Below are 21,947 nucleotides of genomic sequence, written 5' to 3' on the forward strand. Positions count from 1 at the left end.
GGGCGCCGTCTGACGCGTGAGCGGGAGGCATACTTCCAGCTCATGCGTCAGGGCTACAGCAGCAGGGAAGCCTGCCGGATCGTCGGTATCGACATCCGGACGGGCAAGCGGTGGCGTAACGGGTGGCACTCGCCGCCAGGCGGCCGGAAGCCGGTACCTCCGATCCATGCGGAGGCGCCGGCTTCCGGCCCGTCGCGCTACCTGCGTGAAGAGGACCGCATCCATATCGCTGACCGGTTGCAGGAGAAGGCGAGCATCCGCAAGATCGCCGCCGAGCTGGGCCGCAGCCCGTCGACCATCAGCCGTGAGATACGCCGCAACGGCATAGCCCTGCGCGGCGACGAATCACGCTGGGCCTACCGGCCGCACGCTGCCCACCGCCGCGCTGAACAGCGCCGCCCCAGGCCCAAGCCCGGGAAGATCGGGCAGAACGACGAACTGCGGGCCTTCATCCAGGACCACCTGGGCCTTCGGTGGAGCCCTGAGCAGATCTGCCAGGCTCTGCGGTCACGCTTTCCCAACCGGCCGGAGATGCACGTGGTCCACGAGACGATCTACCAGGCCCTCTACGTCCAGGGCCGGGGAGAACTGCGCCGGGAGCTGGCCCGGGCCCTGCGCACCGGACGCGCCTGCCGCAAACCGCGACGGCAGGCTCAGCGGCGTCAGCCGCGGTTCGCCTCCCCGATGGTCATGATCAGCGAACGGCCCGCCGAGGCCGCTGACCGGGCCGTTCCCGGCCACTGGGAAGGCGACCTGATCATCGGCAAGGACAACGGTTCCGCGATCGGCACCCTGGTTGAGCGGGCCACCCGTTACGTGATGCTCGTGCATCTGCCCGATGGCCGGAGCACCGAGCTGGTCCGGGACGCGCTCGTGGAGACCGTGAAGACCTTGCCGGTGCACCTGAAGCGGTCCCTGACCTGGGACCAGGGCAGTGAGATGGGCCGCCACCACGAGTTCACGTTCGCCACCGACGTCCCGGTCTACTTCTGTGATCCGGCCAGTCCCTGGCAGCGCGGCTCGAACGAGAACACGAACGGACTGCTGCGGCAGTACTTCCCCAAGGGCACCGACCTGTCCCGGCACTCGCGCGAGCGCCTGGACGCCGTCGCCGCCGAACTCAACGGCCGCCCACGCAAAACGCTCGGCTGGGAAACCCCAGCCGAGCGTCTCGCTAAACTCCTGGCCACAGCCAGTTGATCACTTGTGTTGCAACGACCCCTGGAAACCGCCCCCGCGATGGGGGCGCCCCACGGTGGCGCAGAGAAGTCATCGAACACGCTGCCGGTATGGGGTCGGTGGGAATCCGCTCTGCCAGGAGTGTCGGGCCCGGCATGTGGAGTCGCAGCAGAAGCCGGCCCACCCCGGAGCCTGACTCGGCAAGGCCCTCTGGCCCTGTCCACGCGCCGTACATGCCTGGCTGTCGGTGCCAGGCCCGGAGCGGCGGTGAAGGAGGCCATCCCGAGTGGTTCTCACCCCGCCCTTCGAGCCGATGCTCGCCCAGGCCGCCGAGTACGTCCCCGGCTCCGGCGTCCTGGCGAGCGGCTTCGCGGCGGAGCAGAAGTTCGACGGCCACCGCGCGATCCTCTTCACCCCCACCGGCCCCGGCGGCCGCCTGCTCCTGCAGACCCGGCGAGGCTCCCTTGTCCAGGACCGATTCCCCGACTTGGTCGCGGCTGCCGAGCAGCTGCCGGACGGCCTAGTTGTTCTGTCCACTGAGGTTAGTGACGGATGACTGGATCCGAGAGCCGATGCGCCTCGCGTTCGAGCACGTGAGGTTGTCGACGAGCCGGGCGGGGCCACGCCGCTGGCCGTGATTCCTCGTGGCTGCGCCGCAGGTTCCTGAGCCTGGTGGATCAGTGAGATCTGTCGGAGCAGCAGCACGTGACTGCGGAGAGCGGCGTGATTCCTCTTCCACGTGCCTCGCCCGTGCTCACCGCACCGTTGGGAGCTAAACCGTCGCCCCGAAGGCCATGTGTCGTCTCAGGCGTCGCGACGATGCATGGACAGGCCCTCGGCGATGGCCGCGAGGGCCTGAGCGAGTACGGAAATCTGATCAGGGGGAATCTGGTCGAGAACGCGGGTGCGGGCACTGGCCAGGTGTGCAGGCTCGGCCTCTCGCATGATGCGCAGTCCTGCTTCGGTGAGTACGGCGTCGTTGCCGCGTCCGTCTTGGCCGTGGCGTTCCTTGCGAACGAGCTCGTGCTTGGCCAGTCCGTCGACGACGCGGGTGATGCGGGAGGGGGTGAGCCCTGCGGCGTCGGCGAGCGCGGACATGCGCATGCGGTGGTCGGGGGCCTCGCTGAGGAGTAGCAGGGCGGCGAACTCGGTCATGGTGACGCCGGTGCGGGACATGTCGTCTTCGAGCACGCGCGGTAGGGAGTGGACCAGGCGGCCCAGGCTCCGCCAGAGGCGGAGTTCGTCGGGGGACAGTGGGGCGGCGTTGGCTGGCATGCTCCGAGTGTATTTGACGAAGCAAGCAAGTAGGGTGATTATTGCTTAAGCAAGCAAATCAAGTGAGGTGGTTCCATGCCGTCCCCCGCTCCCGCACCCGACGGATTCACGCACGCCCACGCCGACGTCAACGGCGTCCGGCTCCACTATGTGATCGGCGGCAGCGGCCCCGCGGTTGTTCTTATCCACGGCTGGCCGTTCAGCTGGATCGAGTGGCGCGCGGTGATGCCACTGCTGGCCGAGCACGGCTTCACGGTGATCGCGCCGGACCTGCGCGGCTCCGGAGACTCCGCCATACCGGCCGGGCACTGGACCAAGCGGGACGAGGCCGAGGATCTGCACCACCTCATGCGCCGCCTCGGCCACGACCAGGCGTTCGTGGTCGGCACGGACGTAGGCACGATGACTGCCCACGCCTGGGCGCAGGCGTACTCGGACGAGGTGTCCCGGCTGGTACTCAGCGAGGCATTCCTGCCCGGCTTCGGCCTGGAGGACCACATGAACCCGGCCACCGGCGGCTCGTGGCACTTCGGCTTCCACGCCCAGAGCGAGCTCGCCGCGATGCTCACCGAGGGCAAGGAGGAGGCGTACCTGTCGGGCTTCTGGTCGATGATGAGCCGCGGCGGAATCACTGATACCGACCGCACTGACCTCCTGCGCGCCTACACCGCACCCGACGCGATGCGCGGAGGGTTCGAGCACTACGCCACTCTCGTCGATGACGGCCGCGCCGCCCGGAACTCCGCCGCTCTTGTCATGCCGGTCCTGGTGCTGAACGGAGAGTTCGGCCTGCCTCAGCAGGTTCTCCTGGACGGCGCCAGTCAGGCAGCGCGCGACGTGCGCGCGGACATCGTCCCCGCCGCCGCCCACACCTTCGCCGCCGACAACCCCGCAGGGGCCGCGCAGCGACTCGCCCGCTTCTTCACCATCACCCCCGCCTGACGCTCGGGTCACCCCGCACCACACCGAAAACGGAGCACCACCATGCAGATCCTCGTCATCGGCGCCACCGGCTACGCCGGCCGCCGCGTCTCCGCCGCCCTGACCCGCGCCGGACACACCGTCCTGGGCCTCGCCCGCGACACCACCACCCCGGCCGCCCGAGACCTCGCGGTCAACGAAGTCACCCCCGTGCAGGGCGACTTCTCCAAGCCCGACACCTGGCGCGGCCACCTGAACGGCACGGACGCGGTCGTGCACCTGCTCATGGACATGAGCGACCCGATCGGCGCCGACCAGCGGCTGTTCGCCGAACTTGCCGCCGCCCAGGAGCGCGACGGACGCCACCGCCACCTGGTGTTCACCACCGGCATCTCCTCCTACGGTCGCACCGGACTGCCGCTGATGGACGAGACCACCCCAGGCAACCCCGAAAGCCCCATCGGCTTCCGCTTTGCCCTGGAAAAGGAACTCGCCGCCAGCGGCATCGCGCACACCGTGGTTCGTCCCGGCTTCATGTACGGGGGACCCGCCACGACCTCCATGACCGGCCAATGGTTCGCCGCAGCCGAAGCCGGCAACCCCGTCTTCTACGGCGACACCGGCAAGCGCTGGAGCTGGGTCCACGTCGATGACCTTGCCGACGCCTACGTCCGTATCCTCGACAACCCCACCGCTGTGGATGGCGAGGTGTTCGTGATCGCCGACGACCAGCGCCTGACCGCCCTGGACATGCAATACGCCGCTGTACGCGCCGCCGGCCACACCGGCGAGGTCACCCTGGAAACCGCGGAGGCGGGCGGCATGATGCAGATGGCCGCCGACCAGCATGAACTCGTCACCAGCGACAAGGCCCACCGCCTCCTCGGATGGCGCCCCCGCCACGCCTCCTTCACCGACGCCCCCCACCGGCACTACCGCGCCTGGAAGGCAGTACAGCCCACCACCTGACCTGGACACCAGGAAGAACGGGCACGTCCAGCGCCCGCCCACTGACGGCGAGTATTGAGATCCGACCTCCACCAGCCGCAGCACGGCCCACATGACGGCCGGGTGCACGAGACACCACTCGTACACCCGGCCATCGTCATCCTCCGAGCCAGAAAGCCCCGCATGGTCCACCGCAACGCACCCCTGACCGAGACCGGCCGCCTGCGCCTGGCCCGCTGCGTCGTCGAGGACGGCTGGCCGCTGCGGCGGGCTGCCGAACGCTTCCAGGTCTCGCCCACCACGGCCCACCGGTGGGCCGACCGTTACCGCGAACTCGGTGAGGCCGGTATGGCCGACCGCTCCTCACGGCCTCACCGCAGCCCATGCCGGACCCCCACCCGTACCGAGCGCCGGATCATCAAGGTCCGCATCCTGCGCCGCTGGGGCCCTGCCCGTATTGCCTACCTCCTCGGGTTGAACCCGGCCACGGTTCACCGCGTCCTGACGCGCTACGGCCTCGCCCGCCTGTCCCACCTGGACCGGGCCACCGGCCGGGAAATCCGCCGCTATGAACACGCCGCCCCGGGCGACCTCGTGCACGTCGACATCAAGAAACTCGGCAATATCCCCGACGGCGGCGGTCACAAGGTCCTTGGCAGGCAGGCGGGCCGCAAGAACCGCGCGAAGGCGGGGATGAGCTTCCTGCACAACGCCATCGACGACCACTCCCGGCTCGCCTACAGCGAGATCCTGGTCGACGAGAAGAAGGAAACTGCCGTCGGATTCTGGCAGCGGGCCCACACCTTCTTCGCCGCTGCTGGCATAACCGTCCGCCGGGTCCTGACCGACAACGGCTCCTGCTACCGATCCCACCTCTGGCGCAACTGCCTCGCCGAGCAGGGGATTTCACACAAGCGGACTCGCCCCTACCGCCCTCAGACCAATGGCAAGGTCGAACGGTTCAACCGCACACTTCTCGACGAATGGGCCTACTCCAAGTCCTATCAGTCCGAGGCCGAACGGCGCGATACCTACCCTCTCTGGCTGCACACCTACAACCACCACCGCGGGCACACCGCGCTCAAGGGGCAACCCCCCGCCAGCCGCGTCCCCAACCTCACGGGTCAGTACACCTAGTCCTCGACGGCGAGCTCGTCGTCTGGGACACCGAAGCTGGCCGGCTGTCCTTCGAAGCGCTCCAGCGCCGGGCCGCCGCCCGCGGCCGCACCGCTACCGCGCTCGCCGCGAAGACCCCAGCGTTCTTCATCGCCTTCGACGCCTTGCAGATCGACGGCACCGAGCTGCTGGCGCTGGCCTACGCCGAGCGCCGCCGACGCCTGGAGGTCCTCTTCGCGGCCCGCGCACTGACCGCCCCGTGGACCCTGTGCCCCATGACCACCGACCCGGACGAGGCCAGAGAGTGGCTGGAGGACTGGACGGACGTCTCCGGCGTCGAGGGCCTGGTCGTCAAAGCCATGAACCAGCGCTATCGGCCCGGAGTCCGGGACCGCGCCTGGACCAAGATCCGCCGCCGGGACACCACCGAAGCGATCACCGGCGCGATCACCGGCACCCTCACCCGCCCCCAACTCCTCATCCTCGGCCGCCACGACCCCACCGGACGCCTACGCCCCATCGGCCGCACGGTCCCGCTGCGCCCCGACGCCGTCCGCCAGCTCGCCGAGCACCTGACCCCCGCCGGCTCCGGACACCCCTGGACCGGCGCGAAGTTCTCGTCGGCATGGGGCACCCGCGACCTCCTGGACACCACCCTCGTCCAGCCCGACCTCGTCGCAGAGATCAGCGCCGACACTTCCATCGACCGGGGTGGTGTCTACCGGCACCCGATCCGGTATGTGCGTCTGCGCCTGGACGCGAGCATGGAGGACGTGCCTCGGTTCGGCGGGGGCCCGGCCACGGCCGCCGGGTGAGCCGCGTGGCCGGACGCGCACCGTGCGGTCGGGTAGGCGCTATGCCTTGCCTGCGGCTTTGAAGCGGAAGCCGAAGAGGCCGCCCTCTTCGTCGTCGGTGAGGCGGGGGCTACGGATGTGTGGTTCGGGGTTGAATCCGCGCTGGGCAGCGGTGCTGAGGGTGTCGGTGTTGAGGGTGACGATGTACTGCATGTGCTCTTCCTCCGTCACTTCGGCTGCGAGCGCGAGGGCTCGCGCGACCTGCCGTTCGTCGACGCCGTCGTAGAGGTGGCTGTCGTGGATGAGGAAGTCAGGGCCGCGCGTGGCGGTGTGCGAGGACGGCCAGGGTGAGGTCGAAGCAGAAGATGACCATGTTGTTGATGCCGCGGCTGTCGTCGGCGTCGATCCGGGGCGTGATGCTCAGGCTGGTCCGTCCGGCCTCGATGGCGAGGTAGGCTCCGCGGCCCTCGCCGTACAGGCGCTGGGCGTACCGGGAGAACAGCAGGATCGCTTCGTCTGTCTGCTGCCGGCGCTCTCGGAGGTCGAGGTCGACGGCATGCTGCAGTTCAACGCTCTTGGCGGTGATCTGCCGGGCGCTGGCTTCGAGGGCTTGCGCTGCGTCGAAGCGGTGGCGAAGAGCACCGAGAGCGGCCTCTTCCCGGCCCAGGGCTGTCTGTAGGGCGGTCAGCGCTTCCAGCGCTCCACCGTCCGCCAGCTCGCGCAGGAGGCGGGCCTGGTCCTCGCCCAGGTCGGCACGTTCCTGACGCCGGGCGGCCAGGCGTTCGGTGAGTTCCTGGATCTCTTCCTCCAGGAACCTGCGCCGGTTGCGTACGACGGAGTGGTGGAACGCCTTGACCTCGTCGAAGCGACGCCGGACTTGGTCGTTGAGGATGACCCCGAGCTCGCGGTAGGCCGGCTCGAGGTAGGACACCTCGACGTCGGTGGTCTCGGTGACAGCGCCCCGGAGTTCTTCGAGGTTGTGCTGGTCGATCACGTCGTCCTGGGCGAGCTGCTTGATCCGGCGGCTTACCTCGTCTGCGCGCTCTTTGAGGCGCTCGTACTCAGGGACAACCTGGAAGGCGGCAACCTGCGTCCGAAGCCGTTCGACCTGTGCCTCGGCGAGAGTGATCGACCGGTTCCGCTCGGGCTCGGGCGGTCTGCGGGTGACGCTGGCGTGGCCGGCCGGCCTGCGGGGCGCCGCCTCGGCGGGCTCGGGCGGTGTGGAACGCCACGGGGTGGCGTACGCCGGCCCGGGGGAGGCGTGCGTGTGCAGGCGGCATGACTGCGGCGGCCTGGTCCCGGTGGGCTGGTGCGCTGAGCATGGGGACGCGGTCGGGCCGGTGATGGAGTGGCATCCGGGCGGCGGGATCCGTTGCTCAGCGTTGGCTGGCGGGCGGGCGCGGGCCGATTCCTCGGTCCCTTCGGCGCATCCGCAGGTGCAGTGGCGTTTCGGCGGTGAATCGGACGGCCCGGGGGAGTGAACTGCTGCTCCGGGCCCTGTTGCCGATGCCGGGGTGGTCGGTAGAACCGCCGAGTGATGATCATGATCGTGCGGACCGCCACCGCGGCCGCCGCTGCCCTCGACATGTCTCGTCCGCCACCGCCCCCGGCAGCGCGGACACCGCGACGCCCAGCGGGAGGACGTGCGGCACCCCCGGCCCGACCTTGGGATACACGATCGCCTCGGCCAACCGCGGTGGGCACCTCGCCAGCATGCGCGGTCGTAGCGGACAGTCCAGGGCGGGGTTGAATGTAGAACGTGTAGATGCAGGCCGGTCCCTCCTGGTCAGGTGCCGGTCGGCGTGCCGGGGTATCGGACGTCTGGGTTTACGGCGTGGTGGTATGGGCCCCGCAGGAGTGCCACGTTGTCTTTCTTCGCGGCGACCTCGGCGACAGCGTCGTCTGTTTTGAGCCGGATGACGGTGGGTTCGTCGCCGAGCCGTCTGACCTCGTGGTGTTGGGCCGGTCGTTGCTGGGTCAGGGCGTCGGCGGGGATGAGTATGTTGCGAAGCAGGAACGGTGCCTTGGTCCAGACGAGTATGTCGCGGACCCAGTGTCCGTACCCACGGCTCCACTTGGAGCGCAGGCCGTGGACGTTTCCGCTTTCGATCCGGACGGCGCCGCGAAATGCGCCGGGTTGTCGTTTCACCCAGCGCTTGCGGCCGTACACGACCGCTGCGAACACGGCGACTACGGCCAGGTCGACGCCGAGCACGGCGAGCAGTGCTATCAGCATGTGGGCTTCCGAATCTGCTGGAGTTGTCGTCGGGGCGCGGCGGGCTGTGCTGTATCACCGGCCCTCGGCGAGCAGGTGAAGGGCCCGCAGGCCGGGCAGGAAGGCGTACGCGCCGCCTCTCACCCGCGTAAACCGTGGCAGGCCGCGCAGTGTCTTCCTGATCGGCCTCTTCTGGATGGTCATGTTGTAAGTGCCGTCGTGGTCGCCTGCGATCGGATCTTTGTCATGATCCAGGCCGAGAAACTTGGGGGAATTTATCCACTCCTTTTGCACGAACTCGAACTGGCGTTCAAGGTCGGCGCAGCCGAAGAAGACTGCCAATCCGCGGTCCTGCCCGTCATCAGGTGCCCCATCCGGGAGCAGCGGGCCGTACGGGAGCCCGCCGCGGATCAGCCGGCGCCGCTGGATGTTGCTGATCGTGTCCCGCGGGTTGACGCGTCGGATGTGTGCGCCGATGGGACAAGCCAGTCCCCGCGGGTCCATCTGCCCGTAGTCGAAGTTGTTGATGCGCTTCGGATCCGCGACCAGCTCGGGGTCATCACGGTCCGGCGCCAACACCAGTGGGGCGCCGCTGCGCCAGCGCCCCATCAGCTTTGCGGCCAGCAGCTCCTGCTCCTCCCGTCCGGTGGCGTGAAGCCGCAGGAATTCCCGAAAGGCGGTGACGTCCTCGTAGAGCCGCCGGTAGGCGATAAAACTGCCGTTCCGGCTGAGCCATTCCGGCTGGGGCAGGGCGGGGAGAGCGCTGGTCTCGTCGGGATAGCCGAGCACGAACTCACCCGGTTTGAGGGCGGGACCACAGCCGGGTGGTGGCTCCAGTCCGGTTCCCTCGACATATATCCTGGAGATGCCGTCCTGATACCCGAAGTGTTCGCGCCCGGTGGCCGGAATCGCGACATCGAGTTCGGACAGGATGCGGACGCCATCGGATTCCGATATAAGGGAATGAATTTCCTTGCTCCGCTGTTCGAGTTCGGAAACATCCGTGGCGAAAAGCAGTAGGAGTGCATGGAGGTCGGCGCCTGCCAGGCCGCCGACCCAGTGAGCGGGATCGCTTGCTCCACGGTCGCCAAGCTCTTCCGCGCGGGCCGGCATGCCTGCCCGGAACGCTTCAGGGAAGGTCTTAAGCGGTGCTTCGTCGACGCCCAGCGCGCGCAATCCGTTACACGTGAGCGCCAGGTGGAGGCGTGACGTTGGGGGATTTCTCGGTGGCTCGGCCGAGCACACCTCATCAACGAGGTGTGCGAGAAATGGTTGAGCCTGGCCAGAGTGACCGAACGTCAGGAAGCTGTATCGCCCGCAGGGCAGGGGGATGAAGCCCAGCAGCAAGCCCTGGATATCATCGAGCTCAAGTTTGAATGAAGTGTTCTCCAAAATAGCACCAAGCCTTGCTCGGCAGTCTTCCCACTGCACGGCGCACGAGAGGAATATGCAAGCAGTCTGCTACACCCTGTAGCATGCGCTGTTGCCCTCAAGGCTGCTGGGAAAAGAGCCGGCCAGTCTCCGCCGCTACTGGAAGTCCTCCAGTACGGCCTCCAGATTGTTCCGAATCCGTAGCGCCTTATCGATTTCCTTGCAGGTAACTCCGGGGAAATGTGCATAGGTAAGAAGATCCGGGACCCTGTGTGACGTCCAGAAGTTTATGAACCCCTCGCGGTCATTCGGGCCGGGCCAGTCTTCGCAGTAGCGCAGTACGGCATCAAATCCCACTCCACCCAGGGTGACGGTGTAGAAGTCGTCCAGGTAGGCTTCGATGTCACCGTCGAAATGGCTGGCGAAAAGGAAGGTGTCGTTGTTAAGGATCGCGATGCGCACGAAATGGACAGTGCCGACTTGTGCGAGTGCACCATCAGGGTCCTCGATGTTCCCGGCGTTCGCAGCCACCGCTTCCCGAAGGGCGTCCACCTGCCCCGGCTTGATCTTTACCGCGAGGAGGAACGCCTCCGTAGAAGGCGTCGCGGATCTTGGCGTGGCTTCTGCCTGTTGTGCAGCCATAATTACTCCTGCTGGAGTCGCTGAAGAGCGCTAGCAGCATTGACCAGCCGCGATAGCCCTCAGACGAAAGAGAGACGTCCTCGTAAGCGGGCGCGCGGCATGTAATCCGCCGCGGCGGAAACCAACGATGTGCCGCGCGACGCTCCGTCTGGCGGATAGTGTCGAGGCCTCGTCTTCGCATAACCATCCTACGGTGAGTGCGGGCCGGTCGCGTGGCCAATGGGGCTTGGGCCAGTAGTTGACGACGCCGCCCCCCGCACTGCCCCCGTCCCGGTCCCGGTCCGTGCCACGCCCTCCGCCGCGGCCCTGGCCAGTCGGCCCCGGTCGAATCCCTGCCCACCGGCAACAGGCCGTGCCTGCTGGCGGTGCGAGCGCGCACGGTAACGGCGCAGGCTCCCACTTGAGTAGGCGCCCGTGACGACCGGCGCGGCCCTCTCCACGCGGCGGCGGCCTCGCCCGCGGGTGCACCCTGATACGTGACCGCGGACCGGCGAAGCGGATTGCCGGGCCCTTGATAGGCGCCAGGGATGTTCACCATGTCACGGGGCATTGAGCTGGGCCCTTTCGGGACAGTGTGACGTTCTTCTGGTGCAGGTTGGTGTCGTGTCGCAGGTAGCTGGCGCGGCGTGCGTATGGGGCCAGCTTCTCTGGCGACCCTCGGTAGTTACCGTGCCCAGTCCACGCCCAGCTCGGCGAGCGCGGCCGCCCCCACGGCCACGGCGTCCACCACCCCGGCTCCGAACACGCCATCGCCGTCAGCACCGACGGCCTCAACCGGTTCCCTACCACCCGTACCGGCGCCAGAGTCGACTCCGGGAGCCATCGCGGCACCGCCCGCTCCCGTAGAGCGGCCACGGCAGCCCGCGACTCCGGCGGCCGATGACGCCAAGGCCAGAACCCCGGTGCGCGTCCCGGCAGCCGGCTCGACCTCGTCGGGTGCGCACAGTGGCAGCGGACCGGGCTCAGGGAGCTCGGGGGGCGGCAGCGTCTCGTACCGGAACTGCACCGCGGTCCGCGAGGCTGGCGCAGCGCCGATCCGCCGTGGCGACCCGGGGTACGGATCGCACCTGGACCGTGATGGCGACGGCGTCGCCTGCGAATGACCGCGGGGTGGCGCCTGAGGTCAGGGCGGCTCGTCGAGGACAGCCTCGGGTGGATGGGGCAGGCCGCCACGGGCCCGGTCGGTGTCTCACGCCTGCCGGGTGCCGAGCCCTGTTTCATCCGGCGGGGGTGGCCGGTGTGGCGGGTGGGTGGGAGGCGAGGAGGAGGTCGGCCTTGTGGTGGGGGCAGTCGCGGGTGTGCCAGGTCACCGTCAGATGATCTCCCTCGGCGCTGAGAGTGCGTACACCGCCGGTCTCCGTGCCTGCCCGGCAGGTGCGGCACGGCAGGGTGCGGATCAAGGATTCCAGCATGCCTTTGTCCCTTTCCCCGGGTGGTGGTGCCACCGTATCCCCGGGCCCTGCCCCGCGGCCTGGCTATCCGGGCCTGCGAGCAGCAACTCAGCCATACGGTCCCTCGGCTCGGCAATGGGGTGTCCTGATGCCCCCGCTGACTGTTCTCCCAGGTGTCTGTCGGGTCATCACATGTAGCGGCTCTAAGGGATGAAGATGCTGTGCAGAAACCGTTGGCCAACTCTTGGCTGCTGCTACCAATTGCCGTGCGTTCGGAACAGAGTTGGAGTCCATCTCGCATTCGGGCGTGAATCCCACTTTTCAAGCCAGAACGGATTTCGCCTCATGGCTATCGCCTTTTGCAAGACGCTCGCCCTCACGACCCTGGCGCTGACCGCTTCGCTCCTCCCGGCCGCGGGTGCGCAGGCCGCTGCAACCGCAGCCCCGGCCCTGCGCGCGCCCGGGCTCTACTGCCTCGCGAATGCCTGGAACACCCCCAACATCTCGACCAAGCCGTGTGACACGAAGGACCAGGGCCAGCACTGGACCGTCTCGGGCCACCAGATCTCCCTGACCAACGCCCCGGCCTACTGCCTCGCCAACACCTGGAACGCCGCGGACGTCTCGGTGAAGCCGTGCAACCCGAAGGATCAGGTGCAGTACTGGAATGTCTCGGGCCAGCAGATCACGCTCGCCTACGCTCCGGCGTACTGCTTCACCAACGCGTGGAACACCCCGAACGTCTCGACCAAGCCGTGCGACACGAAGGAGCAGGGCCAGCGCTGGGTGATCTTCAAGGACCAGATCAGTCTCGCCGCCGCCTGACTTTCACCGCGCTGAGGGCCTCCCGGCCGGCTCTTGCTGGCCCAGGGTATCGACGGTCCCGGCTCGTGTGTGCCGGGTGGTGCCGGTGCAGGGCGTCTGGGTTGAGCTGGCGTTCCTGGCGAAGTCCCAGTCGCCGCAGTCGGTCAGGGTCGCGGTGGGGTCGTCCCAGGCCAGGTTGGTGCCGGTGATGGTGAAGGTGGTGCCTTCCGACGTCGGGCCGGAGGTGGGGCTGATCGAGGTAATGGTCGGGGTGCCCGCGCAGGAGGCGGGTGTGACTGCAAGGGCCGGGCCGGTGAAGCTGCGCAGGGCCAGAGAGCCATGGCTGCGGCCGTGGCTCTGGAGGCGTGAGCGGTGGCGTCGTCCCATCCGTAGCAGGGAACTGACCAGGCGGGTACTGGCTGTGCTGCCGGTGGGGGCGAGTGCGTCGAGGTCTTGTTCAGGACGGTGAGAACGACTCGAACGGAGCTGGTCATGGCATACCCGGGCCGCCTGGTTCGGGTGGGGTGCCTGGCGGGCGGGGCTGGTGCCCGCCCGCCAGGCGGTGGCGGGTCAGCCGGAGCAGGTGGCCAGGAGGATGGTGAGGACGGTGCAGGTGGCGGTGTCGCCGTCGTTGGCGGCGTTGGGGTCGGCCGGGGCCGAGGCGGTGCGGGTGCCGGTCACGTTGACGGAGCCGAGGGAGAGCAGGTGCAGGGGGATCTGGAACGTCTTGCTGGCGCTTGCCCCGTTGGCGAGCGCGCCGTAGGTGCAGGTCACGGTGCCCGCCGTGGTGGTGCATCCGGCGGAGAGGCTGGTGGCGGTGGCGCCGGGCGGCAGGGTGGCCTTCACGGTCGCGGAGGTGAGCGGGGCGGGGCCGGTGTTGCGGGCGGTGAGGGTGTAGGTGAGGTAGGGAACCAGGATGCCCAGGTGGGGCTGGGCTGCGACGTCGACGGCGACGTCGGAGGCCGACGGGGTATTGACGGTGGTGGACTGGCTCGCGGTGTTGTTCGCGGGGGCCGGGTCCGCCTCGGTGGCGGTCGCAGTGGCGGTGGCGGTCACGGTGCCGGTCGCGCCCGTGGTCACGGTGACGGTGATGGTGGCCGACGCGCCGTCGGGCAGAGCGCCCAGCGTGCAGGTGATGGTCGGTGCGGTGACGGCGCAGGTGCCCTGGGAGGCGGTGGCCGAGGTGATGATGCTCGCCGCGCCGGACAGGGTGAGGGTCGCGGTCGTACCGGTGGCGGCGCTCTCACCGTGGTTGGTGACGGTGGTGGTGTAGGTGATCGGGTCGCCCTGGTGGACGGGGTCGGCGGAGTCGCTGACGGTCACCGTGAGGTCGGCGGCCGGCGGGGCGCTCGGGTGAGCGAAGGCGATCGCGTACGGGAAGGGCCCGAGCGGGAAGGTGGTGGTGACGGTGTTGGTGGCGGTGTCGATCACCGACACGGTCCCGTCGTAACCGTTGGGCACGTACAGGAGGGCCCCGTCGGGGGTGGACGCGGACTCGAAGGGGCCGTCGCCGACGCCGACGGTGGCGGTGACGGTGTTGGTGGCGGTGTCGATGACGGAGACCGAGGAGCTGCTGTTGTTGCTCACGTAGGCGCGGGAGCCGTCCGGGGAAAGGGAGAGGCCGAACGGGCCGGTCCCGACCGCGACGGTGGCGGTGACGGTGTTGGTGGTGGTGTCGATCACCGACACCGACGCGGAGTTCTGGTTGCCCACGTACGCGCGGGTGCCGTCCGGGGTGAGCGCGATGACGTTCGGCTTGGCGCCGGTGCCGACCGTGGCGGTCACCGTCTTGGTGACGGTGTCGATCACCGACACCGTGTTGCCGTTGTTGTTGGACACGTAGGCGCGGGCACCGTCGGGGGTGAGCGCGATCCCGAACGGGCCATCCCCGACCGCGACGGTTGCCATGACAGTGTTGGTGGCGGTGTCGACGACGGAGACGGTGTCCGCACCGAAGTTGGCGGTGTACAGGGTGCTGCTGTCCGGCGACACCGCGAGCTTGATGGGGCTCGCACCGACGGCGACGGTGGCGGTGACGGCGTTGGTGGCGGTATCGATCGCCGACACGGATCCGGAACCGCTGTTGGCGGTGTAGACGTGCGCCAGATCGGGGGAGACCGTGACCCCGGTCGGGCCGTTGCCGACGGGGATGGTGGCGGTCACCGTGTTGGTGCTGGTGTCGAGCGCTCTCACGTTGTTGTTGAAGAGGTCGGCGACGTAAGCCACCGGGGCCGGCGCGAGAGCCTGCGCGCTCGGGGCGGCCACGGCGACCAGCCCGGTCAGGGCGAGCGCGCCGGAAGCCATCAGGGTGGTCAGCCGACGGCCGAGCCGAGGCGGGTGTAACGCGGAGCGGGAAGACATGGAGATGGCCTTGTCCCTTCTTGGCCCGCTCCCGCCCGGCGGCACGGCGGGGCGCCACGGCGGTCACGTTCGCGGCCCCGGGTCACCACCACCGGGGAGCTGCCCTCGACGGTGCGAACGTCGTTGGCAGTCAACACCGTTGGCTCCCTCAACGTGCTCAGAATGACACCCAGCGTCAACGCACGGGCCTGAAATGTCATATTCAGCTCAGCGTGGCCGAAAACCATATCCATACCCCGGCGGTCACATGGGCCACGCCACCCGGGTCCGCCGGCGCAGTCTCATCCGACCGCGACAGTCGAGTCACGACACGAGCAGCTGAGCAGGCTCCTTGGTGCGGCCCGCCTCGTCCCGCTCGGCACGGCGTTCGTTCACTGCGGCCGTCACCACACCCCCAGCGATTGCCCGGAAGAGCGCCGCCAGATCAAAACCGAGGCAGGTCCGACGATCCGGATCGTCGACCAGGACCATTCGCCTTGGCCCCGCCCCCCATTACCGTTTTGGTTGCCCCGCAATGGGGCGCCCGGCCTCCGGAGTTGGCAGCCACCGACCCGCAGACCAAAACAGCAAGAACCCCGGCAACCGTCTCGGCTAGCCTCCCCCGCGGTCCCGAGGGGGGGGCCAGCGATCGGTCCAGGCCCCGGCAGCCACATGCCGCGTCTGAACGATGGAACCTGCGACGCGCGCCCGCCCTCTGGCGGAGTTGTTTCCGATGAAGGTCCTCGTGTGCGGTTGGTGCCGGGCCGATGCGGCTACCGGTGGAGTACGCACGCTGTGCGCTGAGGGTGAGTCCTTGACGGTGACGTGGCATGACCGTGCCTGCCCGCATCACGTGGCCGATCTGATCCTGGCCGACGACAGCTGACAGGGGAGTGCTGACAGCAGACGTCCTGCCAAGCCGTTCCACCCCCCTGCCGCGTCCTGGAAACGGCAGCTCGCGGCGGGGCGCCCCTTCAACCGACCGAGAGCAACCGCGTCGCCGGTTCAAGGCTACCGCCACCGCTGCTCCTGCTGCCCTTTGGGCTGCTTGGCCCCTGCGTGACCCGCCCAGATTGTCGGACTGTTCCGGCATGATGCATCAACGGATCGGTCGATGACGGCGAGGCACGTGCATGAGGCTGAATCTGAATGAAGAGTGGGTGGTTGGCGAACGCCTCGGGAGGGTGGCTGCGGCGCAGTCTTCGAAGCCAGCTCCGCCGACGGCTGGCAGGGGCTGCGTGTCCACTCGTTTGAGTTGAAGTGCTGCACATCCTGTTCGACTCCTCCTGTTCGGCGCTTAGCGTCGTGCCGTAGGAGAAGGACAGCGGCGCCCGACGGGAGGGCCGCTGTCACTGCACTGAGTGGATGGACCGGACTGGATGGCGATGGCACTGGATATGACAGCCGCATCGGAACTGGCGGTGCTGCGAGCTCTGGAGCGAGCGGGAAAGCGTAAAGTCCCACGCTCCGAGCGAGGCAGGTTGAACGTCGTCCCGCCGTGGGAGATCTACGCCCACCGGCCGCCGGTGGACCCCAGCGATCTCGACAAGGCGCTGGCCAATGCCTGGGACCTTCCCGCAGCAGTGGGGTTCTCGGAGAAGCTGATTTCTGTTCTGGACGCCTACGCCCGAACGCTCCTCGCCTCTGGCCACGCGTTCAACCGAGATGATCTGCAGCGAGTCCTGGCACGCCTCTGAGCGTGTGCGCGGGACAGGTCGGGCATGAGCCGTCGGAGTTCGAGATCTCCGTCGTGGTCAGCGCATCTCCCGGGCACCCGCACAGTGCCGGCTCGCACCAGCGGCCTCCCGAGACGTCCGTCCCGGGAGGCCGCTGGTGTTAGTGCTCGTCTTCGCACCGCTGGATTCCCGAATCCAGAAGCCCGTGGGCGCGGTCGACCAAGAGCTCCCCATGATTGAGGGTGTACGGGAGCGCTGCCACCTCCGGATCGGCCATGATGATCACTTGGGCCCGCCCCACGACGTTCATGTCGATGGCCTCCTCGGCACCGAGAAGTACCTGGTCGACGTAGGCGGCGTAATGCCGGGCCGCGCCTGGGTACCGGTCCAGAGCGAGGCGGGCCGCACGAAGTTCGGCTTCGGTGAGTTCACCGGCTTCGCGGCGGCGCTGGCAGCCGCGGCACAGGTGGATCAGATGCCACGGGTCGGGGGCCTCCGGCCTCAGGCCCGTCTTGCGCAAGAACGCCGGGGTCCTCCTCGCGGCGGGGTTCTCCAGGGCGACGATGTCGTGGGGCTGAGGGAGCTGCCGGGTCGGGTGGGACATGGTGCACTCCGGGCTGAGCGCGAACAGCAGCCTCCGAGTGGCGTCGGACATGCGAAGCGGTTCCCCCTGAGCGGCAAGCTCCTCCTCTTCACGCTTGGCCTGGCGCCACAGTCGTTCGATTTGGCAGAGGGAGTTGTCGATACCGGTCTCTCGGCTGATGCCCACGCCCCAGTCGCGGACCCACAACGACAGCTGGCCGACGATCGCCATCGTCAGACGGTGTTCGGGCACCTTGGCCAGCCGGAACGCGTTGTGGACCCCACTGGGGCTCTTGCCGATCGCCTCGGCCAACTCCCGGACACTGGGCAGCCCGGCCCGGTGATGCAACAGGTGAAGCCCCTGGTTGAGGTTTCGGCAAGCCCCAGGTGGCAGATCCGGCCGTTCGATAACTCCGAGGCGTCCCATATGGTCCTTGCCCTTCTCCCGTGCGGATTCGTTGGTTAGCGGGCTGCGGGGCTGCGTCGGCCCGCGCGCGCGATGCGACGTCGGCGCCATTCCAGCCGACCCCATCGCGCACCCCAGGCAGCTAGCGCGACGAGGAGCCCGGATGCGACGTTCTCAACGATGTTCATGGGGAAACCCTCCCAACGCCTCTGGGGCGAATGGACAGATCTGAACACCGTCTCGCAACTTTCCCCGACCAACAGCAAGAGGCCCTGGGCAACAACGCCCAAGGCCTCTCCGCATTCCTCGCCTGACCGTCCAGCTCAACGACCGACGGCAATCGGTGTTACGCCCAGTCGACGCCGAGTTTGGCGAGGGCGGCGAGTTGGTCGGCGGTGAGTTTGTCGCGTCGGGTTTTGGTGTTGGTGATCCATACGCCGAGCTTCACGGTCACCGGTTCCGCCTCGCCCTGGACGGCGATCTCCTCGCCGTGGGCACGGGGCACCGGCCGGTGGGCGCCTTCCCGCTCGATCCACTGCGCGAGGGCTGCCAGGCCCCGTTGGAACGCCTGCTGCGCCTTGCTCGGCCCCTTCGACGTGCGGCTGGCCGCCGGGGCCGGAGGCGGCGCCTGGGCGGGTTCTACGCCCAGTGCGATCAGCCGCTCCTGCTGCTCGGGCAGGAGCCGCGCCCAGGTGGCCGGCTGCTTCTGCTGCTGAAGCCACCGGCCGATGTCGTCGCCGTCCATGAGCACGCCGGGCGCGATGTCGGGCAGCTGTCCGTCGGCGTCGACCAAGTCGGCCAGGACGCGGTGGTGGCGCTGCCAGTCCAGTGGCCAGGGGCAGTTCCAGTCCTTGTCGACCGCGGCGAGCTGCGCGCCCCGGGTCGCCGCGGTGTCCTCGTCCTTCCCGAGCCCGCTCTTGACTCCCTTGCGCCGGAGGTTGGCCATGTACTGGCCGATGGGAACCATCTCGTCGTCCTCGCCCCACACCGCGTCCTGCCGAGGCGCCAGGTGCCCTGTGGCTCGCCGGTAGGACCGGAGCACGGCGAGCTTGGCCTCCCAGGCCTCCTCACCGGGCTCCCAGACCATCCCCGCCTCCGGCGCGTCCAGCAGCTTCTTGCGCCGGTCTTCGAGTTCCCCGGTGCGCAGGGCCTTGCGCTGCTGGTGCACCCACCGCCCCAGCGGGAACGCCTTGGTGACGCCGACCTCGACCTCGACGTCGTACGGGACGGCGTGCAGGCCGACGATCTCGTTCTCGGCCCGCCATCGGATCAGTGCCTGGTAGCCCTCCAGCCACACCAGCGACTCGGGCCGGTAGACGCGGGTGCGCAGGAACGCGGCGATCGTGGCGGCGTCCCGGGGCGAGGAGAAGTGCAGCAGCGCCGACTCGGCCGCCGCGTCGGTGCCGTCCTCCTGGTCCTCGCCGTCACCTTCGCCGCCGGCCCCGATGCCCCGCCCGTCCTCGTCGCGCCGGACGTGCAGCTTGCGCTTCCCGCTCGTGAGGGCGCTGGAGGCGAGCTGCTCGACGAGGCGGTCGTCATGACAGCGCAGGCCCTGGAGGACCGCTACAAGAGGGCGGAAGCTCGCGGAGGCCACCATGTCGGTCGGGTCCTCGTTCGGCTCCAGGAAGACGGGCACGATGATCCGCGCGACCTTGGTGGAGCCGTCCTTATTGAGCCGCAGGGCCCGGCCGATGTTCTGGACGATCTCGACTTGCGAGCCGCGGGTGTCGGCGAAGCAGATCGCTTCGACGCCGCGCTCGCCGGTGATGTCGACGCCCTCCCCCAGGACACGGACGGATGCGAGGAACGCGCGGTGTACGCGCCGGTTGTTCGCGTCGATGCCGTTGGCGAACTGCCGCAGGACCTCGCGGCGCTCGGTGACGAGGTGGTCGCCGCACAGCCACGCCGACCAGACCCGGTCCGGCGGTACGTGGCGGCCTGCGTCCAGCTCGTAGAACTCCGCGTCGATCGATGACTTCGGCAGCTGCTCCGCGGCCGCCAGGTCGGTGTCGGAGGCGTCGGTGACGTACAGCTCGGCTGCCGTCTGCGGCAGCTTGTCCGCGAACGCGGCCGCCTCCTCCACCTTCTGGTGGAACGTCATGACGGTGCGCAGGTTGTAGGCCGCGGCGTGCTCCAGGAGTGCGGCCTGCAGGAGCGCCAGGCGCCGGCCCCGCCGTGCCTCCTCGGACTCGCCGAGGACGGGGGAGGGGTCGCGGATCTCCAGGACGTCGATTTCGAATCCGGCGAGGATCCCCCGCTCGATCGCCTCCGACAGGCCCAGCTCAGCCAGCCAGGCGCCGTACGTTCCGTCTGGGTCATCGGCCATGCTCGCGATCTCCGCCTCCTGCCCGGCCGCGCCCTTCTGAGGCGCGGCCGCGGCCAGGATGCGCGGCGTCGCGGTCAAGTACAGCCGGAAGTCTGCAGGGATCCGGGTGTTGTCGTGGATGGCGGCCCAGGGGCGTCCGAGGTCGCCGGCGGTTCCGTGGGCCTCGTCGACGATGGCGAGGTCGAAGCCCGTCATCTGCTGCCCGTACAGCCTCTCTCCACCTGCCAGGGCGGCCTCCAGCGGCCCGCGGACTTTCCGCTGTCCCTTAGGTGCGTCGATGTCCTCGCGGTCCACCAGGGAGGCGTACGTGGCGAACACGACCACCGGTCCGGCCCCGGCCCACAGGGCGAGCTGGATGGGGTTGGTGGTGGTGCGGACCCCGAGTTTGTTCAGCACCGGGTCGTTCTCCAGCGAGCACACCGAGACCATCGGGGCCCGGTGGCCGACCAGGCGCCATGCCTGGGCGGTTTGGGCGAGCAGGTCCAAGGTGGGGACCGTGACGAGGATCCGGCCGCCGGGGAAGCACTCCATCGCGCTCGCGGCGGCCGTGATCGTCTTGCCCGAGCCGGTCGCTGACACGATGGTGCCCCGGGCCCCCTGTGGGGGCACAGATGACCTTGCAGGGAATCCCACCCACTGGCGGAAACTCGACTTCTGGTCGACCTGGTGTTCGCGGAGCTGGATCAAAGGAATTCTCCCGGTGTGGGAAGGACCTGTTCGATGGAAGTGATCCGGTATTCGGCGTCCTGGTATGTGCTGCCGGGCCAGCTGAACATGGCCTGGGCGTATTCGACCGCCGCACCGCCTGAGGCGGCGAAGACGTGCCGGACCAGAGGCTGTTCACCTGCCGAAGCGGCAGTGGGTCGGGCTGTGATCCGGTAGACGCGGTGGCGCAGCACCTCGACCGGCAGGCCGCCACCGGACTGTTCGGCCCAGGCCGCCTCTGTAGCCATACGCTGTACTCGCTGTTCTTCCCGGCGGGCCACTCGCCGGTCCTGGTCTGGGGAGTACACGGACATCTGCTGCTCCGCCATGACCTCTACGATGCGAGCCCATTCGATGCGCTGGCACGAGGCAATGTCCAGCGCGGTCGGCTTGCGTGGCTCCTGGGGTCCGGCGAGTGCGCGTTCCTCGCGGTCGCAGGCAGCCTGCCACTGTTCCTTCACCTCGCCCAGGACGAGTCCGTGGGCCTGTCTGACCACAGAGATCCGCGCCAATTCATCCGGATAGTATTCGTAGACAGGCATCCGCGAAACCTCACTCGATGCACCTGGAGAGTGTGGTGCTATTTCTCCAATGGTACATGCTGCATCATGCTATGGCCGGCGTCCGAGCACATGACTGACGAGCAGCGGGAAGCGAAGGAGGACGTCAGTGGTCGAGAATCCTTGGACGCCCGCCCATCAGGCGGTCGAGTCCAGCGACTATGCCGAGCTGACCCGCCTCCTCGATGAAGGCGCGGACGTCAACGAGGTGTGCTGGGGGATGACCCTGCTGGAGCATGCCATTGACCTGGAGGGTGACTCGGCACTCCAGTCGGGGACCCCCATCGATAGTCGGCTCACGGCGATACTGCTGGCCTACGGGGCCGATCCGAGACCGCAACCCCCGGGGCGGATGAGCGCGGTGGACCTGGCCGACTTCTACGGTCACGACATCGCCCACCGCCTGATAGACCGGATCACCTCAGCTGCTGCCAGCCGCCCGCGAAGCGGGCTGTGGTCCTGGAGGCGAAGCCGGAAGGACTGAACAGGCGGGAGCGAAGCGGACGCCCAACGGGCCGAAGGCCCCGACCCCGTGAAACGGGGTCACCTAGGCCCGCGCAGCGGGCCGTTCGGGACGGAGCGAAGCGGAGACCCGAACCGTCCGGAGCGAAGCGCAGGACTCCGGCCCGATGGGCCGGCACTGGCCAGCGAAGCCGGGCCCGCTGGCGCAGCGAAGCGGTTCCCTTCCCAAGCGCG

Annotated in this window: 21 protein-coding genes and 1 pseudogene; 10 read left to right on the forward strand and 12 right to left on the reverse strand. The window is 68.6% G+C overall.

Annotated features, from left to right (window positions below):
- Nucleotides 1–42: 42 nt before the first annotated feature.
- Together OG509_RS39765 and OG509_RS39770 are read left to right on the forward strand one after the other, a co-directional pair.
- Nucleotides 43–1,200, forward strand: a complete 1,158-nt coding sequence (locus OG509_RS39765; RefSeq protein ID WP_406187846.1) for an IS30 family transposase — start codon at nt 43–45, stop codon at nt 1,198–1,200.
- Between the two features lie 265 nt (nt 1,201–1,465).
- Nucleotides 1,466–1,735 carry a hypothetical protein gene (locus OG509_RS39770; protein ID WP_406187423.1) on the forward strand — a complete coding sequence of 90 codons (270 nt, stop codon included), beginning with the start codon at nt 1,466–1,468 and terminating at the stop codon, nt 1,733–1,735.
- Between the two features lie 248 nt (nt 1,736–1,983).
- Here the strand turns inward: OG509_RS39770 and OG509_RS39775 are convergent, their stop codons facing one another.
- Nucleotides 1,984–2,454 (reverse strand): MarR family winged helix-turn-helix transcriptional regulator, encoded by a 471-nt coding sequence (locus tag OG509_RS39775; RefSeq protein WP_406187424.1) that lies wholly within the window; start codon nt 2,452–2,454, stop codon nt 1,984–1,986.
- A gap of 75 nt (nt 2,455–2,529) precedes the next feature.
- Here OG509_RS39775 and OG509_RS39780 point away from each other — a divergent pair, with 75 nt between their 5' ends.
- From OG509_RS39780 to OG509_RS39795, 4 genes are all read left to right on the forward strand, one after another.
- Nucleotides 2,530–3,396 carry an alpha/beta fold hydrolase gene (locus OG509_RS39780; RefSeq protein WP_406187426.1) on the forward strand — a complete coding sequence of 289 codons (867 nt, stop codon included), beginning with the start codon at nt 2,530–2,532 and terminating at the stop codon, nt 3,394–3,396.
- Nucleotides 3,397–3,438: 42 nt separating this feature from the next.
- Nucleotides 3,439–4,344, forward strand: coding sequence for an NAD-dependent epimerase/dehydratase family protein (locus OG509_RS39785; RefSeq protein ID WP_406187427.1), 906 nt, complete (start codon nt 3,439–3,441; stop codon nt 4,342–4,344).
- 162 nt (nt 4,345–4,506) lie between these two features.
- Nucleotides 4,507–5,460 (forward strand): IS481 family transposase, encoded by a 954-nt coding sequence (locus OG509_RS39790; RefSeq protein ID WP_406187428.1) that lies wholly within the window; start codon nt 4,507–4,509, stop codon nt 5,458–5,460.
- 44 nt (nt 5,461–5,504) lie between these two features.
- Nucleotides 5,505–6,254, forward strand: a complete 750-nt coding sequence (locus OG509_RS39795) for an ATP-dependent DNA ligase (protein WP_406187847.1) — start codon at nt 5,505–5,507, stop codon at nt 6,252–6,254.
- A gap of 39 nt (nt 6,255–6,293) precedes the next feature.
- Here the strand turns inward: OG509_RS39795 and OG509_RS39800 are convergent.
- The 4 genes and pseudogenes from OG509_RS39800 to OG509_RS39815 all read right to left on the reverse strand — a co-directional run bounded on the left by OG509_RS39800 (nt 6,294) and on the right by OG509_RS39815 (nt 10,461).
- Nucleotides 6,294–7,227 (reverse strand): annotated as a pseudogene (locus OG509_RS39800) (ABC-three component system protein).
- Between the two features lie 792 nt (nt 7,228–8,019).
- Nucleotides 8,020–8,469 (reverse strand): hypothetical protein, encoded by a 450-nt coding sequence (locus OG509_RS39805; RefSeq protein WP_266847321.1) that lies wholly within the window; start codon nt 8,467–8,469, stop codon nt 8,020–8,022.
- Between the two features lie 54 nt (nt 8,470–8,523).
- Complete coding sequence (locus OG509_RS39810) at nt 8,524–9,879, reverse strand: Dyp-type peroxidase (RefSeq protein WP_406187429.1); 1,356 nt, start codon at nt 9,877–9,879, stop codon at nt 8,524–8,526.
- A 96-nt stretch (nt 9,880–9,975) separates the two neighbouring features.
- Nucleotides 9,976–10,461, reverse strand: a complete 486-nt coding sequence (locus OG509_RS39815; protein ID WP_266847318.1) for a hypothetical protein — start codon at nt 10,459–10,461, stop codon at nt 9,976–9,978.
- 632 nt (nt 10,462–11,093) lie between these two features.
- On the opposite strand from OG509_RS39815, the gene OG509_RS39820 reads away from it, so the two are divergent.
- Nucleotides 11,094–11,564: an excalibur calcium-binding domain-containing protein gene (locus tag OG509_RS39820; RefSeq protein ID WP_285530165.1), complete on the forward strand. Its 471-nt coding sequence runs from the start codon at nt 11,094–11,096 to the stop codon at nt 11,562–11,564.
- Between the two features lie 114 nt (nt 11,565–11,678).
- Here the strand turns inward: OG509_RS39820 and OG509_RS39825 are convergent, their stop codons facing one another.
- Nucleotides 11,679–11,873 carry a hypothetical protein gene (locus OG509_RS39825; protein WP_406187430.1) on the reverse strand — a complete coding sequence of 65 codons (195 nt, stop codon included), beginning with the start codon at nt 11,871–11,873 and terminating at the stop codon, nt 11,679–11,681.
- 324 nt (nt 11,874–12,197) lie between these two features.
- Here OG509_RS39825 and OG509_RS39830 point away from each other — a divergent pair, with 324 nt between their 5' ends.
- Nucleotides 12,198–12,677 carry a ricin-type beta-trefoil lectin domain protein gene (locus OG509_RS39830; RefSeq protein ID WP_406187431.1) on the forward strand — a complete coding sequence of 160 codons (480 nt, stop codon included), beginning with the start codon at nt 12,198–12,200 and terminating at the stop codon, nt 12,675–12,677.
- 3 nt (nt 12,678–12,680) lie between these two features.
- On the opposite strand, the gene OG509_RS39835 is transcribed toward OG509_RS39830, so the two are convergent.
- The 3 genes from OG509_RS39835 to OG509_RS39845 all read right to left on the reverse strand — a co-directional run bounded on the left by OG509_RS39835 (nt 12,681) and on the right by OG509_RS39845 (nt 15,488).
- Entirely contained in the window at nt 12,681–13,043 is a 363-nt protein-coding gene (locus OG509_RS39835; RefSeq protein ID WP_285530158.1) for an IPT/TIG domain-containing protein, read from the reverse strand.
- Nucleotides 13,044–13,226: 183 nt separating this feature from the next.
- Nucleotides 13,227–15,017: a beta-propeller fold lactonase family protein gene (locus OG509_RS39840; RefSeq protein ID WP_406187432.1), complete on the reverse strand. Its 1,791-nt coding sequence runs from the start codon at nt 15,015–15,017 to the stop codon at nt 13,227–13,229.
- A 303-nt stretch (nt 15,018–15,320) separates the two neighbouring features.
- The gene (locus tag OG509_RS39845; protein ID WP_285530160.1) at nt 15,321–15,488 is read right to left on the reverse strand and encodes a hypothetical protein; all 168 of its coding nucleotides are present in this window, start codon (nt 15,486–15,488) and stop codon (nt 15,321–15,323) included.
- Nucleotides 15,489–16,375: 887 nt separating this feature from the next.
- On the opposite strand from OG509_RS39845, the gene OG509_RS39850 reads away from it, so the two are divergent.
- Nucleotides 16,376–16,693 carry a hypothetical protein gene (locus OG509_RS39850; RefSeq protein WP_285530161.1) on the forward strand — a complete coding sequence of 106 codons (318 nt, stop codon included), beginning with the start codon at nt 16,376–16,378 and terminating at the stop codon, nt 16,691–16,693.
- Between the two features lie 139 nt (nt 16,694–16,832).
- On the opposite strand, the gene OG509_RS39855 is transcribed toward OG509_RS39850, so the two are convergent.
- The 3 genes from OG509_RS39855 to OG509_RS39865 form a co-directional block, all read right to left on the reverse strand.
- Nucleotides 16,833–17,567 carry a hypothetical protein gene (locus tag OG509_RS39855; RefSeq protein ID WP_285530162.1) on the reverse strand — a complete coding sequence of 245 codons (735 nt, stop codon included), beginning with the start codon at nt 17,565–17,567 and terminating at the stop codon, nt 16,833–16,835.
- A gap of 439 nt (nt 17,568–18,006) precedes the next feature.
- Nucleotides 18,007–20,673, reverse strand: coding sequence for a Helicase associated domain protein (locus OG509_RS39860; RefSeq protein WP_406187433.1), 2,667 nt, complete (start codon nt 20,671–20,673; stop codon nt 18,007–18,009).
- Nucleotides 20,670–21,233 carry a hypothetical protein gene (locus OG509_RS39865; RefSeq protein WP_331741578.1) on the reverse strand — a complete coding sequence of 188 codons (564 nt, stop codon included), beginning with the start codon at nt 21,231–21,233 and terminating at the stop codon, nt 20,670–20,672. The genes OG509_RS39860 and OG509_RS39865 overlap by 4 nt, the downstream gene beginning before the upstream one ends.
- 127 nt (nt 21,234–21,360) lie before the next feature.
- Here OG509_RS39865 and OG509_RS39870 point away from each other — a divergent pair, with 127 nt between their 5' ends.
- Complete coding sequence (locus tag OG509_RS39870) at nt 21,361–21,735, forward strand: ankyrin repeat domain-containing protein (RefSeq protein WP_331741575.1); 375 nt, start codon at nt 21,361–21,363, stop codon at nt 21,733–21,735.
- Nucleotides 21,736–21,947: the final 212 nt, after the last annotated feature.

The sequence above is a fragment of the Streptomyces sp. NBC_01006 genome (assembly GCF_045162725.1).
Lineage (GTDB): Bacteria > Actinomycetota > Actinomycetes > Streptomycetales > Streptomycetaceae > Streptomyces.

What these genes read in the sequence shown, in the direction of transcription:
- OG509_RS39765 (WP_406187846.1), top strand. Translation starts at nt 43, where the DNA reads ATGCGTCAGGGCTACAGCAGCAGGGAAGCCTGCCGGATCGTCGGTATC.
- OG509_RS39775 (WP_406187424.1), bottom strand. Translation starts at nt 2,454, where the DNA reads ATGCCAGCCAACGCCGCCCCACTGTCCCCCGACGAACTCCGCCTCTGG.
- OG509_RS39780 (WP_406187426.1), top strand. Translation starts at nt 2,530, where the DNA reads ATGCCGTCCCCCGCTCCCGCACCCGACGGATTCACGCACGCCCACGCC.
- OG509_RS39785 (WP_406187427.1), top strand. Translation starts at nt 3,439, where the DNA reads ATGCAGATCCTCGTCATCGGCGCCACCGGCTACGCCGGCCGCCGCGTC.
- OG509_RS39790 (WP_406187428.1), top strand. Translation starts at nt 4,507, where the DNA reads ATGGTCCACCGCAACGCACCCCTGACCGAGACCGGCCGCCTGCGCCTG.
- OG509_RS39805 (WP_266847321.1), bottom strand. Translation starts at nt 8,469, where the DNA reads ATGCTGATAGCACTGCTCGCCGTGCTCGGCGTCGACCTGGCCGTAGTC.
- OG509_RS39815 (WP_266847318.1), bottom strand. Translation starts at nt 10,461, where the DNA reads ATGGCTGCACAACAGGCAGAAGCCACGCCAAGATCCGCGACGCCTTCT.
- OG509_RS39820 (WP_285530165.1), top strand. Translation starts at nt 11,094, where the DNA reads ATGGGGCCAGCTTCTCTGGCGACCCTCGGTAGTTACCGTGCCCAGTCC.
- OG509_RS39825 (WP_406187430.1), bottom strand. Translation starts at nt 11,873, where the DNA reads ATGCTGGAATCCTTGATCCGCACCCTGCCGTGCCGCACCTGCCGGGCA.
- OG509_RS39830 (WP_406187431.1), top strand. Translation starts at nt 12,198, where the DNA reads ATGGCTATCGCCTTTTGCAAGACGCTCGCCCTCACGACCCTGGCGCTG.
- OG509_RS39835 (WP_285530158.1), bottom strand. Translation starts at nt 13,043, where the DNA reads ATGGGACGACGCCACCGCTCACGCCTCCAGAGCCACGGCCGCAGCCAT.
- OG509_RS39840 (WP_406187432.1), bottom strand. Translation starts at nt 15,017, where the DNA reads ATGTCTTCCCGCTCCGCGTTACACCCGCCTCGGCTCGGCCGTCGGCTG.
- OG509_RS39845 (WP_285530160.1), bottom strand. Translation starts at nt 15,488, where the DNA reads ATGGTCCTGGTCGACGATCCGGATCGTCGGACCTGCCTCGGTTTTGAT.
- OG509_RS39850 (WP_285530161.1), top strand. Translation starts at nt 16,376, where the DNA reads ATGGCGATGGCACTGGATATGACAGCCGCATCGGAACTGGCGGTGCTG.
- OG509_RS39865 (WP_331741578.1), bottom strand. Translation starts at nt 21,233, where the DNA reads ATGCCTGTCTACGAATACTATCCGGATGAATTGGCGCGGATCTCTGTG.